General features: G+C 71.3%; 14 protein-coding genes. 9 read left to right on the top strand and 5 right to left on the bottom strand.

Annotation, left to right across the window (positions count from 1 at the left end):
* Nucleotides 1-1145, bottom strand: a 1145-nt coding sequence (locus ACWF94_RS14475; protein WP_453487677.1) for an AfsR/SARP family transcriptional regulator, incomplete at its 3' end; no start/stop codon positions are given.
* Between the two features lie 152 nt (nt 1146-1297).
* Here ACWF94_RS14475 and ACWF94_RS14470 point away from each other — a divergent pair.
* The 3 genes from ACWF94_RS14470 (at nt 1298) to ACWF94_RS14460 (ending at nt 4076) form a co-directional block, all read left to right on the top strand.
* The gene (locus tag ACWF94_RS14470; RefSeq protein WP_453487676.1) at nt 1298-2206 is read left to right on the top strand and encodes a ParB/RepB/Spo0J family partition protein; all 909 of its coding nucleotides are present in this window, start codon (nt 1298-1300) and stop codon (nt 2204-2206) included.
* A gap of 148 nt (nt 2207-2354) precedes the next feature.
* On the top strand, nt 2355-2957 hold the full coding sequence (locus ACWF94_RS14465; RefSeq protein WP_453487675.1) for a MarR family winged helix-turn-helix transcriptional regulator: 603 nt from the start codon (nt 2355-2357) through the stop codon (nt 2955-2957).
* Between the two features lie 381 nt (nt 2958-3338).
* Nucleotides 3339-4076, top strand: a complete 738-nt coding sequence (locus ACWF94_RS14460) for a gamma-glutamyl-gamma-aminobutyrate hydrolase family protein (protein WP_453487674.1) — start codon at nt 3339-3341, stop codon at nt 4074-4076.
* Nucleotides 4077-4429: 353 nt separating this feature from the next.
* Here ACWF94_RS14460 and sepH read toward each other — a convergent pair whose 3' ends face one another.
* A complete protein-coding gene (gene sepH, locus ACWF94_RS14455; RefSeq protein ID WP_453487673.1) occupies nt 4430-5485 on the bottom strand; it encodes a septation protein SepH in 1056 nt (351 codons plus the stop codon).
* 486 nt (nt 5486-5971) lie between these two features.
* On the opposite strand from sepH, the gene ACWF94_RS14450 reads away from it, so the two are divergent.
* Nucleotides 5972-6892 carry a hypothetical protein gene (locus tag ACWF94_RS14450; RefSeq protein WP_453487672.1) on the top strand — a complete coding sequence of 307 codons (921 nt, stop codon included), beginning with the start codon at nt 5972-5974 and terminating at the stop codon, nt 6890-6892.
* 122 nt (nt 6893-7014) lie between these two features.
* Here ACWF94_RS14450 and ACWF94_RS14445 read toward each other — a convergent pair whose 3' ends face one another.
* Nucleotides 7015-8337, bottom strand: coding sequence for a D-arabinono-1,4-lactone oxidase (locus tag ACWF94_RS14445; RefSeq protein ID WP_453487671.1), 1323 nt, complete (start codon nt 8335-8337; stop codon nt 7015-7017).
* A complete protein-coding gene (locus ACWF94_RS14440; RefSeq protein ID WP_453487670.1) occupies nt 8294-9544 on the bottom strand; it encodes an MFS transporter in 1251 nt (416 codons plus the stop codon). Before ACWF94_RS14440 ends, ACWF94_RS14445 begins: the two co-directional genes overlap by 44 nt.
* A 178-nt stretch (nt 9545-9722) precedes the next feature.
* Here ACWF94_RS14440 and ACWF94_RS14435 point away from each other — a divergent pair, with 178 nt between their 5' ends.
* Together ACWF94_RS14435 and ACWF94_RS14430 are read left to right on the top strand one after the other, a co-directional pair.
* Nucleotides 9723-10850: a ferrochelatase gene (locus tag ACWF94_RS14435; protein WP_453487669.1), complete on the top strand. Its 1128-nt coding sequence runs from the start codon at nt 9723-9725 to the stop codon at nt 10848-10850.
* 228 nt (nt 10851-11078) lie between these two features.
* The gene (locus tag ACWF94_RS14430; RefSeq protein ID WP_453487668.1) at nt 11079-11879 is read left to right on the top strand and encodes an inositol monophosphatase family protein; all 801 of its coding nucleotides are present in this window, start codon (nt 11079-11081) and stop codon (nt 11877-11879) included.
* Nucleotides 11880-12409: 530 nt separating this feature from the next.
* Here ACWF94_RS14430 and ACWF94_RS14425 read toward each other — a convergent pair.
* On the bottom strand, nt 12410-12577 hold the full coding sequence (locus tag ACWF94_RS14425) for a hypothetical protein (protein WP_453487667.1): 168 nt from the start codon (nt 12575-12577) through the stop codon (nt 12410-12412).
* Between the two features lie 334 nt (nt 12578-12911).
* Here ACWF94_RS14425 and ACWF94_RS14420 point away from each other — a divergent pair, with 334 nt between their 5' ends.
* The 3 genes from ACWF94_RS14420 (at nt 12912) to ACWF94_RS14410 (ending at nt 15501) form a co-directional block, all read left to right on the top strand.
* Nucleotides 12912-13565 (top strand): response regulator transcription factor, encoded by a 654-nt coding sequence (locus ACWF94_RS14420; RefSeq protein ID WP_453487666.1) that lies wholly within the window; start codon nt 12912-12914, stop codon nt 13563-13565.
* Between the two features lie 27 nt (nt 13566-13592).
* Nucleotides 13593-14810, top strand: a complete 1218-nt coding sequence (locus tag ACWF94_RS14415; RefSeq protein WP_453487665.1) for a sensor histidine kinase — start codon at nt 13593-13595, stop codon at nt 14808-14810.
* Between the two features lie 394 nt (nt 14811-15204).
* The gene (locus tag ACWF94_RS14410) at nt 15205-15501 is read left to right on the top strand and encodes a DUF4193 domain-containing protein (RefSeq protein ID WP_005310959.1); all 297 of its coding nucleotides are present in this window, start codon (nt 15205-15207) and stop codon (nt 15499-15501) included.
* The last annotated feature ends 114 nt before the right edge of the window (nt 15502-15615 follow it).

The raw sequence follows: 15615 nt of genomic DNA, 5'->3' as shown, positions 1-15615 counted from the left end.
GGTGCGGGGGCCGCCGCCGGGGCCCCGGCGGCCGTCGCGCGGAGCCTGCCGTCGCCGGACGGTCCCCCGGCCACCGGCGCCGCCGTGGCCGGATCACCGGGTACGGGGCCCTCGGCCGGACTGCCCCCGGCGCCGCCCTTCCCCGCCGCGCGCTCCCGGGGTTCCGGGGCCGGACCGGCCGCGGATACGGCTGCCGATCCGGCCGCGGGTGCGGGTGCCGACGCGGACGGCGGTACGGACGGAGGTGCGGGCACTGACCCGGACGCGGGCGCTGACCCGGACGCGGATACGGATGGGGGTGCGGGCGCCGACGCGGGTGCTGATGCCGGGCGGTCACCGCCCCGCCCTCCGCTCACCCCAGGGAGGACGGTGTCGTCGAGAAGCGCGGGGTCGGCGCGCAGGATCATGCCCTGCACCCGGCTCAGATCAGTGCCCGGGTCGAGCCCGAGATCCTCGGCGAGCCTGGCCCGGGTCTCGTTGTAGACCTCCAGCGCCTCACCGCGGTGGTCCGCGCGGTAGAGGGCGACCATCCGGAGCATGGCGAGCCGCTCGTGGTGGGGGTGGTCGGCGGTCGCGCGGGCCAGCTCTTCGAGGGCACGCCCGCGCTGGCCGAGCGCGAGCCGGGCCTCGGCGCGCTGGGTGAGGGCCGAGAGGTGCAGTTCGTCGAATCCGGTGCCGAGGCGGCGTACGAGTCCGTCCGGCGCCGTTCCGGCGAGCACCGGGCCGCCCCAGTCGTCGAGGGCGAGATCGAGGAGCCGCAGTCGCTCGGCGTGGTCATGCGTTCGTTCCGCTTGCCGCAACAGGGCCCGGAACCGGTGGAGATCGACAGCACCGGAATCACCCTCGACCAGGTATCCGCCGCTGCTGCGCACGAGCTCGAAGCCGTATCGCCCGGCGTCCGCTTCAAGGAACCGGCCGCGCAGGCGCGAGATATGCACCTGAAGGCTGCCACGCGCGCTGGACGGGGGCGGCCCCTCGTCCCACAGCAGATCGATCAGGCGGTGGGCCGGGACGACCCGGCCGATGTCGAGCAGCAGCAGACCCAGCAGCAACCGCTCCCGGCGCCGTCCGATGTGCAGCGAGACACCCTGGGAGGTCCAGTCGAGACCTCCCATGATGCGAAACCGCATTCCCCCATCGGTCATGTCTGCATCCTCCGCAATCGCCTGGCAAGTGGCAAGCGAATGGCAAGCCGATGGCCAGGCCGTGGCCGGTGGCTTCTGGCACCTTGCCAATCTGCGCCCGGACTTGAAACCGGGGGGTCCGGGCGGCAGGTAAGAGGAAGGGTTCCCACTGCATGTCCTCCGAGATGTTCACCGAGATCGACCACGGACAGACCCGCTCCGACGCCGCGAGCCGGCAGCCGTCGGAATTGCCGTTGCGCCATATCGGTCAGAACCCGGACAACCCACGTGAAGCACTGCGCGAGCTCGGACCACTGACCACCAGTATTCGCGAGATCGGGCTGGTGAACGCGATCACCGTCGCATCCGTACCGGCGTATCTGCGTGAACGACCGGAGCGCGCCCGGGAGCTCGACCCACAGGCCCGGTACATCGTCGTCGACGGTCACCGCCGCCTCGAAGCCGCCCGCCTCGCGGGACTGGCCCGGGTCCGCGTCAGCGTGGACGATGCCCTGGTCTCCACCGACCGCTCCCTGCTTGAGGCGGCGTTTGTCGCCAATGTCCACCGCGACGACATGAATCCTCTCGAACAGGCCCAAGCACTGAAGAAGCTGGTCGAGTTCTACGGCTCCCAGAACAAGGCGGCCAAGCGGCTGGGAATAGCCCAGTCGACGATCTCCTCCAAACTGTCCGTGCTGGAGCTGGGACCCGAGCTTCAGGCGGATCTGCTGGCCGGGCGCCGCAAGGTCGTCCATGTGCGCAATCTCTCCCGGCTCACCCCCCAGCAGCAGAAGCAGCGGGCGGACGCGCGGGCCGCGGCCACCGAGACGCGTTCGGCCGAGGCCAGAAGCACCGCCGGGGCGCCGTCCGCCGGAGCCCGGCAGGAGTCCCGCGACACCCCGGCGCTCATCCCTCGGCAACGGGCCGTTCTCACCATGCCCTGGGCGGACGGCGTCGCCTGCGCGGAGATAGCCATCACCCGGATGCGGCCGGCCGAGCGCGCGCGGATGCTGCGCCGGCTGTGGCAGGAGGCCGAGAAGGACGCCCGCGCGTCCCGGCTCAACCCCCGCGCCCGCCGCTGACCGGGGAACACCTCTCTTCGCCAGGGACCCGCCGGGGCACTCCGTGCCTTTTGGTGGGCCCCGGGCGGGGCCCACCACAGGGCACGGACCTAGAATTTGAACCCAGATGACGTCGATCGAGTCAGCGGGATCAGACCGAGGAGGGTTCGTGCCTGGTCAACGACCCATTGCCGAGACCGAGCAGAGGATCCGGGCGAAACTGGGCGACACTCCGATCCGGCACGACCAGATGGCCATGGTGGGAAACATCCACCGCGCCGCCGCCGCGGTCCGCCAGCATGTGGAGAATTCCGTACTGCGGAGTTCCGATCTGACCTGGACCGGCTTTGTGGTGCTCTGGGTGGTCTGGATCTGGGGCGAGATGGAGACCAGGCTGGTCGCCGAGGAGGCCGGGATCTCCAAGGGCACCCTCACGGGCGTCGCGCGCACCCTGGAGTCCCGGGGGCTGGTGGTCCGCTCCGAGCACCCTTCCGACGGCAGACGGGTCCTGCTGGCCCTCACCCGGCAGGGCGAGGAGCTGATGCAGAGCCTGTTCCCGGAGTTCAACGCCGAGGAGGCGTTCGTCGCCGACCGGCTGAGCGACGAGGAGTGCCGCCGGACAGCGGACGCGCTGGGCCGGGTGGTGACGCAGATCGAGACCCAGGGTGAGGAACGGCGGGCCCAACTGCTGGGCGGCGAGCCTCCGGTACCGCGTCGCAGTGGACGGCGGCCGAAGAACACCGGCCCGCCGCGGCCAAGACCCCGCCCGTAGCACGGCTTTCCGCCGGCGGCCCCGACATGCCCCTGAGTGACTCCCGGTGGCATTCAGCGGCATTCAAGCGCTTTCCGGCACTTGGTGAAGATTCCTGAAGATTCCTGAAGATTCCCGACTGTCCTTGTCGGCCCCTGACGGCTCCTGACAGGTTTTCGACTGCCTTCGATAGCTCTTCGATCAGCACAGCCCTTGCCCATCACTCGTTCGAAGCCATACGATCACCATGTCGTTTGACCTCAAATAAGCAAGAGGGCAAGGCCGCATGCCGAACATCATCCCCGGGGAACTCCCCCGACGCGCCGCCGGGCGGGGGGAGTCGCCACCGGGCGGCGCCGTCGACCGCGCACACCGGACCGCCACCGGGCCGTGGACGAGGCCATGACTCTCCCACGACCTCTGATCGCCATACCGGCCCGCTTCTCCGCCACCACATCCGCACTGCGGTTCGCCGCCGAGGTCAACGCCCGCGCCCTGATCGAAGCGGTCTGGCGGGCGGGCGGCGAGCCCGTGACCATCCATCCGTACGCCCCCGGGGGCTTCGCCTACGCGGCCGATGTCGCCGCCCGGCTGGCCCGGTTCGACGGCGTACTGCTGCCCGGGGGCGGCGAGATCGCCGCCCGACGCGACCACGGGGCGGGCGAAGCCGGCGAGCGGGCCCACGATCTGGACGACGAGCAGGACGGCTTCGATCTCGAAGTCGCCCGGCAGGTCTTGCTGACGGGGCAGCCGCTCCTCGCCGTCTGCCGTGGGCTCCAGGTCGTGAACACGGCACTCGGCGGCACCCTGTGCCGGAGCCCGGACGGGGACGGGGCAGGCGCCGGCCGCGAACACCGCCAACTGGTGCACCAGGTGACACTGCGGCCCGGCTCGCGCATCGCCCGGATCGTCGGCGGCGAGAAGACCGAGGTGTCCTGTTTCCACCACCAGCGGGTCGACCGGCCGGGCGAGGGGCTGCGGATCACCGCGCGGGCCGACGACGGCACACCGGAGGCGCTGGAGTTCATCCACGCCAAGGGCTGGCTGACGGCCGTCCAATGGCACCCGGAGGACACGGCGCACGAGGACGCGGCCCAGCAGCGCATCTTCGACACCCTGGTCCAGGTCGCCACCCGCTGAGCCGGGCACTGAGCCGGGCGCGTACGGCGCTCCGCGCGGGAGTTCGGGCCCGGTCTGTGCGGCAGCCCGCACCGGCGCCCCGCACCGGCTCGGGTTCGGGCGCGTCACCGGTGCGTTCGAGGGCGTACCGGGTACCGGGACCGGACGAACGGCCCACGCCCGTCACCGCGTACGCGGCCATGAGGCATCACCCCCGGCCGGGCCCGCCCCGAAGACGGCCGGGGCAGGGTGCGGGCGTAACGGGGCAGTAGGGGAACAGACGGGACTTCACCGGGCCCAGGACCATGGACGTACCGAAACAGCCGCGAGGATGTCCACCGGGGCCCGCGGGCCCCGGTGGATTCACTCCAGCTTCAGTCCTGCTTCTTGCGGCGGGTGCCGAAGACGATCTCGTCCCAGCTCGGGACCGCCGCACGGCGGCCCGGACGGACGCCGTCCGCCTCCGCCTGACGGTCCGTCGTACCGGTCAGCCGGTCGCGGTGGCCGGCGACCGACCGCGGCATCAGCACATCGGCGTACGCGGATCCGGCGCCCGCCGACGCGGCCGGGGCGACCGGCTCCTCGGCCTCGGGCTCCTCGTCCGGTTCCACCGATGGCTCCAGTGGAGCCGGGCGTTCCGGTACGACCATGTCGCCCCGGAAGCTCGGTACCGCCTCCAGCAGGCTGGTCAGCGAGTCACGCTCACCGCCGCCGGCTTCGTCGTCCGGCAGGCCCGGTGGCCCAGTGGCGCCGGGACGCTCCGCCGGCCGGTCCAGGGGCCGGTCCAGCGGCCTGTCCCTGGGCAGCCGGGCGATCCTCGGTACGAACGGGAAGCTCGGCTCCTGGGTCGCGATCGTGTCATCGGTCTCGCCGATCAGCGCGCGCGCCTCGTCGTCGACGGCCTGGACGAGCCGCCGGGGCGGGTCGTAGGTCCAGCTCGCCGAGTGCGGCTCGCCCGCGACACGGTAGATCAGCAGCACTTCCCAGGTGCCGTCGTCGCGCCGCCAGGAGTCCCACAGCGTGGTGTCCTTCTCGGCGCCGCGCAGCGTCAGCCGCTCGTACACGGCCTCGCCGAGCTGCGGTCCGGTGTTCTCGCCGGGCCGGCGGACGGGCGTCTTGCGTGCCCGCTCCGCCATGAACGCCCGCTCCGCGAGCACGGGGCCCTCGAAGCGGCGCACCCGCTCGACCGGGATTCCGCCGAGCTGCGCGACTTCTTCCGCGGACGCCCCGGCGCGTATCCGCGCCTGGATGTCACGGGGCCTGAGGTGGCTCTCCACCTCGATCTCGATCTGACCGAGACGGGCCCGGTCGTTGCGTACGGCGGCACGCAGGCGCTCGTCGATCGGGAGTGTGTACTCCGTACTGTCGGCAGCCTTGAGCACCAGTCGTGTGCCGTCATTGGAGACGGCCACGACACGCAGTTCGGGCATGGGGACCTCCCGGGTGGTGCCTGCCGACGTCACCTGTGCGTCGCTGCTTCCGCTAGTCGAGTGTGGCCTGCCCGGGTGCAGCCTGCCACAACCTTGCCGAGTTGCCCGGCGTGTCGGGCACAGGCCCTGGATCGCCGTTATGGCACGGTTACCTGTTGACCACTCAGCGTGACTTGCGGTCACTCTGCGTGCAGATTCCCCTGCTTCATCGCGGCGTCGCCGGTCGAGCGCCGCTTTCGGCCCCCTTCCCCGAGGTCCGGACACCCATCAGGGAGACCAGGCCCAGGGCTCGCCACAGTACTCCATTCGGGCCATCCGGGTGAGCTGCCGCGCCACCGAACTTCTCCGCACGGACACCGGTCCGCCGCCGGGGTACGGCTGACGGGTGTTCTGGTTCACAGAATCTTCCCAAAGGGAACTATTCACTTCGCCCATTTGTCCCTCATGCGTACAGCCATGAAACAGAAGGGCCGGCAGGGACTGCAGATGTATCAGAGGCGGGACACCGGAGCGAACGACGGGGAAGAGCGGGAGAAGCGGCTGGATCTGAGCGTCCCGCAGGTCGCGGGGAGCGCTGTCGCGGCAGTGACGGCGGCGGTACTCGCCTCCCGGCTCGGCGTCTACGGCACGATCATCGGTGCGGGCGTCGTCAGTGTGGTCGCCACCTGTGGCGGCTCGATCTTCCAGCTCCTCTTCAGCCGTACCGGTGACCAGATACGGGACGTCACGGCCCAGGCCCGACCGGGAGGCCGCCAGATCCCGGCGGCCCCCGGCAATGACCGCACCCGACTGATGCCACAGATCGACGCCCCGGGCGACGGATCGGGCGACGGATCCGGCGACGCCGCCACCCGGATGCTCCGCCGCCCGCCGCACGACGACGCGTTCGGTCACGCCACCACCCACGGCACCCGGGTCCGTGGCTGGAAGCGGCCACTGCTCGCCGCCGCCGTGGTGTTCGGGGTCACGATGACCGGAATCACCGGATACGAGCTGGTTTCTGGCTCCGGGCTGGACGGCGGCAAGGGCACCACGGTCGGCTCGGTCGTGCGCGGCGAGACCGGCCAGAAGTCCTCACCCGCCGAGCGCCCCTCGCACACCCCCCAGGAACGGGAGGAACGGCCGGGCACCGGGGACGACCGGGAGCGGGACGGGGAACCCACTCCCGGCGGCGATCACTCCGGGACCCCGCCGCCGGGGTCAGGACCGGACCGGGAGCAGCGCGAGGACCAGCGGCAGGACCGGGAAGGGCAGCAGGACCGGAATCCGGAGGACGGCGACGGCACGGAGCCGGCCGATCCCACCCCCGCCCCCTCCCGTCCCGCCGAGGAGGTCGCCCCCACCCCGCCCCCGAGCGACCCCGAGCCCGGCGCGAGCGCGGACGGCGGCGCGAGCACCGCACCGTGAGCTGGTGTCACCCGGTGCCGGTGAGCGGCGGCACCGGGCCGTGACCCGGTATCAGTCGGCAGCGGCGCGAGCACCGGGCGGCAGTGTCTGCTAACAGCCGCGCGAGCACCGGGCGCCGGCTGTCAGTCGCCGAGGATCCGGCGCAGATGGTCGTTGCCGAACCGGCGCTCCGGGTCCAGCCGGTCCCGTACCGCCGTGAACTCCGCGAAACGCGGATAGACCGACGCGAAGTACTCGGCGTCCCGGGTGTGGAGCTTGCCCCAGTGCGGCCGGCCGCCGTGCGCGATCATGATCCGTTCCACGGCGTTGAAGTACGCGCGGTGCGGGGTGCCCCGGTAGATGTGCACGGCGATATAGGCGCTCTCCCGGCCGGAAGCCGTGGACAGCGGGATGTCGTCGGCCGGAGCGGTCCGTACCTCCACGGGGAAGCTGACCTTCAGCGGCGAGCGCTCGACCATCGCCCGGACCTCGCGCAGTGCCGCGACGGCGGCCTCGCGCGGAATCGCGTACTCCATCTCCACGAAGCGGACCCGGCGCGGTGAGGTGAAGACCTTGTACGGGATATCGGTGTACGTACGGGCGGACAGTGCGCGGCTGGAGACCTTGGCGATGGCCGGGATGGTGGCCGGGACGGCCCGGCCCAGGGAGTTGACGAGCTGGAACAGCCCGTTGGAGAGAAGTTCGTCCGCGATCCAGCCGCTGACCGCGCCGGGCGGGGCGGCGGGGCCCGCGCTGCGGTTGTTGCGCTTGGTGCTGCAGTTGCCGGTGTGAGGGAACCAGTAGAACTCGAAGTGCTCGTTCTCGGCGTGCAGGGCGTCGAACTCGGTGGTGACCCGGTCGAAGGACATCGGCTCCTCCCGCGCCCGCAGCAGAAAGACCGGCTCCACGGCGAAGGTGATCGCGGTGACCACCCCGAGCGCGCCGAGCCCGATCCGGGCCGCCGCGAAGACCTCCGGATTCTCGTCCTTCGTACAGGTGAGCAGCGAACCGTCCGCCGTGGCCAGTTCCACTCCGGTGATCTGCGCGGCGATGGAGGCCGAGTCACGGCCGGTGCCGTGGGTGCCGGTGGCGACGGCGCCCGCGACGGTCTGCTCCATGATGTCGCCCATGTTGGTGAGCGACAGGCCCTCCCGGGCGAGGGCCGCGTTCAGCCGCTTCAGCGGTGTGCCGGACTCGACCGTGACCGTCATCGCCGTACGGTCGATCCGGCGGATACCGGTCAGCAGATCGGGCCGGATGAGCAGTCCGTCGGTGGCGGCGATGGCGGTGAAGGAGTGCCCGGCGCCGACCGGCTTCACCCGCAGATCCCGCTCGGCGGCCTGCCGGACGGCGTCGGCGACCTCCTCGGCGGATGCCGGTGAGACCTCCCTGGCCGGGCGGGCGGAGACCGTACCGGCCCAGTTACGCCATGTTCGCGTCGCGCTCCTCGTGCTGATCGTGCTCATCGAACCGCTGTCCCTCCCCCGTCGCCACCGGCCTGTTCAGCCGGCGATACCCCAGGAACGCCACCACGACCGCGACCGCTCCCGCGACCCCGGGCACCGCATAGCCCGCCTTCGCCCCGGCGGCGTCCACCACCGCGCCGGCCGCCGCGGAGCCGACCGCCACGCCCACCGCGAGTCCGGTGCTGACCCAGGTCATGCCCTCGGTCAGCTTGGTGCGCGGTACATGCGATTCGACGAGAGCCATCGTGGTCACCATCGTGGGCGCGATGGCCAGGCCCGCGACAAAGAGCGCCGCGGCCAGGACCACGAGATTCCCGGCCAGTTGGAGGGGGATCATACTCACGGCCATCGCGCACACTCCCACCAGCCACCTCCGGGGAGCGGGCCCCTTGAGGTGCAGCAGCCCGAAGACGAGCCCGGCGAGACAGGAGCCCAGCGCGTACACGGCCAGGACCAGGCTGGCCGCCGCCTTGTGCCCTTCCTCCTCGGCGTAGGCGACGGTGACCACATCGACCGCGCCGAAGATCGCGCCCGTGGCCACAAAGGTGATCACCAGCACCTGGAGTCCCGGCGCTCTCATCGCCGAGCCGCCGGTGTGGTGCTCACGCGGCTGCGGCACCGGCTCGGTGGACCGCTGCGCGGTCAGCCAGAAGACGCCGACCAGCAGGAAGACCGCGGCCAGCAGCGGCCCGGCGGCCGGGAACCAGGCGGTGGACAGCCCGATGGAGATGATCGGGCCGAAGACGAAGCACGCCTCGTCGATGGTCGACTCCCAGGCGTAAGCGGTGTGCAGCTCACGGGCCGACCCCCGGTAGATCTCCGCCCAGCGGGCGCGGACCATGGAACCGACGCTCGGCACACACCCGGCGCCCGCGGAGAAGACGAACAGCGTCCAGTCCGGGGCGTCCCTGAGGGCGCAGATCAGCAGACCCGCCACCGAGGCCACGGCGATGAGGGTGGCCGGGCGCAGCACCCTGGCCTGGCCGTGCCGGTCCACCAGCCGGGAGATCTGCGGGCCGAAGACAGCGGCGGAGAGCGCCAGCGTCGCCGAGAGGGCGCCGGCCAGGCCGTACCGGCCGGTGAGCTGGGACACCATGGTCACGATGCCGATGCCCATCATGGCCAGCGGCAGCCGGCCGAAGAATCCCGCGGCGGAGAAGCTCTTGCTGCCGGGGGCGACGAACAGGGCACGGTACGGGCTGGGCAACAGGGACTCCGGTAAGGCGTAAGAGGGGCGTTGACAGATTACGCCTTGCCGGGCGTTCCGCACACTGTGTTTGTCCCGCTGGTCAGCGGCGGTCCGGGGGCGCGGAGCAGGCTTGTTCCCGGCGGTCACCGGCGGGTGGGTTGTCCCCCGGGCGACGGCGGGTGGGAGGATCGGTGTCATGTCCGACGCGCGCGATCCCGCCCCATACGACGCCCTGCTGCTGCTCTCCTTCGGCGGCCCCGAGGGCCCGGACGACGTCGTTCCGTTCCTTGCGAACGTCACGCGCGGCCGGGGCATCCCGACGGAGCGGCTCAAGGAAGTGGGGCAGCACTACTTCCTGTTCGGCGGGGTCAGCCCGATCAATGAGCAGAACCGGACCCTGCTGGACGCGCTGCGCAAGGATTTCGCCGACCACGGGCTGGATCTGCCGGTCCACTGGGGCAACCGGAACTGGGCGCCGTATCTGACCGACACCCTGCGCGACATGGCCAACGAGGGCTACCGGCGGATCGCCGTCCTCGCGACCAGCGCGTACGCGTCGTACTCGGGCTGCCGCCAGTACCGCGAGGATCTCGCGGGCGCGCTCGCCACCCTGGCGGCGGAGGGGCTGCCGCTGCCCCGGGTGGACAAACTGCGGCACTACTTCAACCACCCCGGATTCCTCCGGCCCATGGTCGAGGGGGTCCTCCGCTCACTGGCGGACCTCCCCGCGGAGGTACGGGCCGGGGCCCGGCTGGCGTTCACGACGCACTCGATCCCCGACGCGGCGGCGGACACCTCCGGGCCGGTGGAGGGGCACGGCGACGGCGGGGCGTATGTGCGCCAGCATCTGGAGGTGGCCGCGCTGATCGCCGATGCCGTACGGCGGGAGACGGGCGTCGAGCGGTCCTGGCGGCTGGTCTACCAGTCCCGCAGCGGCGCCCCGCACATCCCGTGGCTGGAACCGGACATCTGCGACCACCTGGAGGAGCTGCACCGCGAGGGGGCCCCGGCGGCCGTGATGGTTCCGATCGGCTTCGTCTCGGACCATATGGAGGTGTTGTACGACCTCGACACCGAGGCGCGTGCCAAGGCGGCCGAGCTGGGTCTGCCGGTGCGCCGCTCGGCGACGGTCGGCTCGGATCCCCGGTTCGCCGCGGCCGTACGCGAACTGGTGCTGGAGCGCGCCGCCGCGGAGCGGGGTGTGCCCGTGGAGCGGTGCGCGCTCGGCTCGCTGGGGCCCTCGCACGATCGGTGCCCGGTCGGCTGCTGCCCGGCACGGGCGCCCAGGCCCGCCGCGGCCGGCGCCGACAGCCCGTACGCCTGACCCGGCGGCTCCCCGGGCGCTCGGGACACCGCCGCCGGGTTCCCGGCTCACCGCCGCCGGGTTCCGTGCTCACCGCCGCCCCGCGTCCGATCCGGGTCCGCCTCCTGTGGTGACGCGTATCGGATACGGGTCCGCCTTCTGTTGTGATCCGTGTTGTGATCCGTGCCGATGCGTGTCCGGCCGTCTCCCGTCCGATACGTGTCCGCCTCCTGCCCTTAAGGAATCGCCGTGACCGACTCCACCGTCCCCGAACTGCTCGGCATCGCCCTGGAGGCCGCCCGGCGCGCGGGTGAGCTGCTGCGCGACGGCCGTCCCGACGATCTCGGCGTCGCCGCGACCAAGTCGAGCCCCATCGATGTCGTCACCGAGATGGACATCGCGGCCGAGCGGCTGATCACCGGCTTTCTGGCCGACCACCGTCCCGACGACGGCTTCCTCGGTGAGGAGGGCGCCGCCGCCGAGGGCACCAGCGGTGTCCGCTGGGTCATCGACCCTCTCGACGGCACGGTGAACTATCTGTACGGGCTGCCGACCTGGGCGGTCTCCATCGCCGCCGAGCGCGACGGGGAGACGGTCGTGGGGGTGGTGGAGGTGCCGATGCGCGGGGAGACCTGCCGGGCGGTGCTCGGCGGCGGCGCGTATCTCAACGACCGGCCGGTCCGCTGCCGGCCCGCGCCCCCGCTGGACCAGGCCCTGGTCTCGACCGGCTTCAACTACGTCTCGGCCGTACGCACCCATCAGGCCGAGGTCGCCCGGCAGCTCGTCCCGCGCCTGCGGGACATCCGCCGGGGCGGTTCCGCCGCGGTCGATCTCTGCGATGTCGCGGCCGGGCGGCTGGACGGGTACTACGAGCGCGGTCTCAGTCCCTGGGACCTCGCCGCCGGTGACCTCATCGCCCGCGAGTCCGGCGCGCTGACCGGTGGCCGCCCCGGGCTGCCCGCCTCCGGCGAACTCGCGATCGCGGCCTCGCCCGGGGTCTTCGAGCCCCTCCAGTCCCTCCTGGACACGTTCGGCGCCTGGCACGACTGACCACCGCCCGCCGGGGCGCATGCGGGGCGAGGTGGCGGCCCAGGTCCGCTCGGCCCACGCGGCTGCGTGCCTGCGTGCCTGCGTGCCTGCGCGGCTGCGCGGCTGCGCGGCTGCGCCCAGACAATCGGCGCACGGCGTCGTACGAAACGCTCGCGTCGTGGAGCGACACGCCCTCCGGGCGTGTCCTCAATCGCCGGACAGGCTGGAATTCCCCGCACCCAGGCCCATCACAACGAGCCCGCGCCCGAGCGGACCCAGCCCCGCATGGGGGTCCTCCCCCTGGCTGCGCCGGGGGCACCCCCACCCAGGCGAAACCCTGGGGGAGCTTCAGGCGCGGGGTCCGGGGCAGAGCCCCGGCGACCGGCCCGCGGCGGCGTATGGCAGAGCCCCGGCATGAGGCGGAGCCGGAGAACCCGCCGAGAGCCCAGGGCGGAGCCCCAGTGCCCTACGGCAGCACCCCGGCCCCGGGGACACGGCAGAGCCCCGGCGCCGTCCTGCCTCGCGCCGGGGCCCAGCCGATCGGTCAAGGGCTATGCCGCGCCGACCTGCACACCGTGCTCCGCCGCCAGGCGGTGCAGATCGTCCAGCTCGGCCTGCTCGACATCCGCCAGGAAGTCGTCGCCCGTTTCACGAGCCAGTGTGAGGTCCGTCTCCGCGGCCTTTATGCGCTGAAGCAGTCCTGCGGTGAATGCGTCCATGTGCGCCCCCTCGTCGTGGGTCGGTGGCACGGGGGTGTGCCTCGGGGTTCCCGCTGCCGCAGCAGGGGACGGGGTGATCAACCCTGGCCTGGATCGTGAGGTGCCACTACAGGGCGTGATCGCGGGTGTCTTCTCGTCCTCCCCACGCCCTTGCTCAAGGAAACCTCAACTGGCCCGGGAATCCGGTTGATTCCCGGGGCTCCGTCCCGGCCCCTCCCCGCCCACCTCGCCTTACCGCCGGTTTACGCGCGTAACGGGCAGGATGGATACGCACAGCCAGTGCGCCAGCCTGCCCCGAATCATGGATGACGGGCCCGGAGGAAGGAAACGAGACGTGCGCGTACTCGTCGTCGAGGACGAGCAGCTGCTCGCCGATGCGGTGGCCACCGGACTGCGCCGGGAGGCCATGGCCGTCGACGTCGTGTACGACGGCGCGGCGGCCCTGGAGCGGATCGGGGTCAATGACTACGACGTGGTGGTGCTGGACCGCGATCTGCCCCTGGTCCACGGGGACGATGTGTGCCGGAAGATCGTCGAGCTGGGCATGCCCACCCGGGTGCTGATGCTGACGGCGTCCGGCGATGTCAGCGACCGGGTCGAGGGCCTGGAGCTGGGCGCGGACGACTATCTGCCCAAGCCGTTCGCGTTCACCGAGCTGACCGCCCGGGTGCGGGCGCTGGGGCGGCGGACGACCGTGCCGCTGCCGCCCGTCCTGGAGCGCGCCGGGATCAAGCTCGACCCGAACCGGCGCGAGGTGTTCCGCGACGGCAAGGAGATCCAGCTCGCACCGAAGGAGTTCGCGGTGCTGGAGGTGCTGATGCGCAGCGAGGGTGCGGTGGTGTCGGCCGAGCAGCTGCTGGAGAAGGCGTGGGACGAGAACACCGACCCGTTCACCAATGTGGTCCGGGTGACCGTGATGACGTTGCGCCGCAAGCTCGGCGAGCCGCCCGTGATCGTCACCGTCCCCGGCTCCGGCTACCGGATCTGATCCGTGTCCGCGCCCCCGGTGCCCCCCATGGCACCCCCGAAACCGACCTGGGACCCCCGCGACCCGGTCCGCCCTCTGCTGCGCCCCACGATCCGGATACGGCTGACGCTGCTCTACGGCGGGATGTTCCTGATCGCCGGGGTGCTGCTGCTCTCGATCATCTATCTGCTCGCCGCCCAGGCCCTGCACTCCGGCAACGGCCTGCCGTTCAAGCTCCTCCCGGAGAGCAAGGTCGAGTTGACCGCCAGCAACACCTGCTCGGGCCTCAGACCGGGCATGTCGGCGGACGACGCCAATGCCGTACTGGCGAAGTGCTTCGCGAAGCAGCGGGAGGACGCCCTGGGCGATCTGCTGCGCCGCTCCCTCTTCGCGCTGCTCGGCCTGAGCATCATCGCGTTCGCCTTCGGATACGCGATGGCGGGCCGGGTGCTGTCGCCGCTCGGCCAGATGACCCGTACCGCCCGCCAGGTGGCCGGGTCGGATCTCTCCCGGCGGATCGAGCTGGACGGCCCGGACGACGAGCTGAAGGAGCTGTCGGACACCTTCGACGAGATGCTGGACCGGCTGGAGCGGGCCTTCACCGCCCAGCAGCGGTTCGTGGCGAACGCCTCGCACGAGCTGCGGACACCGCTGGCGATCAACCGCACCCTGCTGGAGGTGCATCTGTCCGATCCCGGCGTCCCTGTGGAGCTTCAGCAGCTCGGGAAGACGCTGCTGGCCACCAATGAGCGCAGTGAGCAGCTGGTCGAGGGCCTGCTGCTGCTCGCGCGCAGCGACAATCAGATCGTCGAGCGCAAGCCGGTGGACCTGGCGGAGGTCGCCACCCGCGCGATCGACCAGACCCGCGTGGAGGCCGGGGCGAAGGGTGTGGAGATCCGGGGCGAGCGCGAGTCGGCGGTCGTCCAGGGCAATGGCGTCCTGCTGGAGCGGATCGCGCTCAATCTGGTGCAGAACGCCGTCCGGTACAACATCGCCGAGTCGGGGTGGGTGGAGGTCACCACGAGTACCCAGGCGGGGCAGGCGGTGCTGGTGGTGTCGAACACCGGGCCCGTGGTCCCCGCGTACGAGATCGACAATCTGTGGGAGCCGTTCCGGCGGCTGCGGGAGGACCGCACCGGCAGCGACAAGGGGGTGGGACTGGGGCTGTCGATCGCCAGGTCGGTGGCGCGGGCCCACGGGGGACGTATCATCGCGGAGCCCCGCGAGGGCGGAGGGCTCATGATGCGCGTCACGCTCCCGGTCTGAGACAGTGCTCGGCGACACACATGCCGTTCGCTTTACGCGGAATTTTCGGGACCCGTTCCCGGGTTCAGCATGTGTGATCGATCACAGAGGCGAAATTCAGGCCATCTACTCTCCGTGATCATAATCCTTGCCGGAAAGCCGGGAATAGTCCGGGTTTCCAGGGGTCGAGATCACGGGAAGTACACGGGGTGGCGCCCGTGAGCTGCGACATTCGGATCGTGTACGGTCCCCATCGCCATCCATCCCGATCACTCTCCGAGGGGCCGGTTGGGTGTCGATTGAGTAACAGACCTTGATGTGAGGCAAAATCTCCGCCTCAGGTCGGGCACAAGTCCGGCCTCTCACGCGTTACGTGCGCTGGAGACACCGCAACCACCCAGAGGGGGAGAGCGACATGGCAACGGATTACGACACCCCACGCAAGACCGATGACGACGTCGATTCGGACAGCCTTGAGGAACTGAAGGCCAGGCGGAACGACAAGTCGACCTCGACCGTCGATGTCGACGAGTTCGAGGCTGCCGAGGGCATGGAACTGCCCGGAGCGGACCTGTCCAATGAGGAGCTGGCGGTCCGGGTCCTGCCCAAGCAGGCCGATGAGTTCACCTGCATGAGCTGCTTCCTGGTCCACCACCGCAGTCAGCTGGCCCGCGAGAAGAACGGCCAGCCGATCTGCCGCGACTGCGACTGAGGTCCGGTCGGCCGTGGCAGGCGATACACCGTCCAGGAAGCGGCTCTTCCGGCGTCACAGGCCGCCGGAGGAGCATCAGGGCGGTCCGGGACCGGCGGAAGGCGTCACGCCCTC

This window comes from Streptomyces sp. NPDC055078, assembly GCF_053607985.1.
This window is presented reverse-complemented; position numbering and strand designations above follow the sequence as displayed.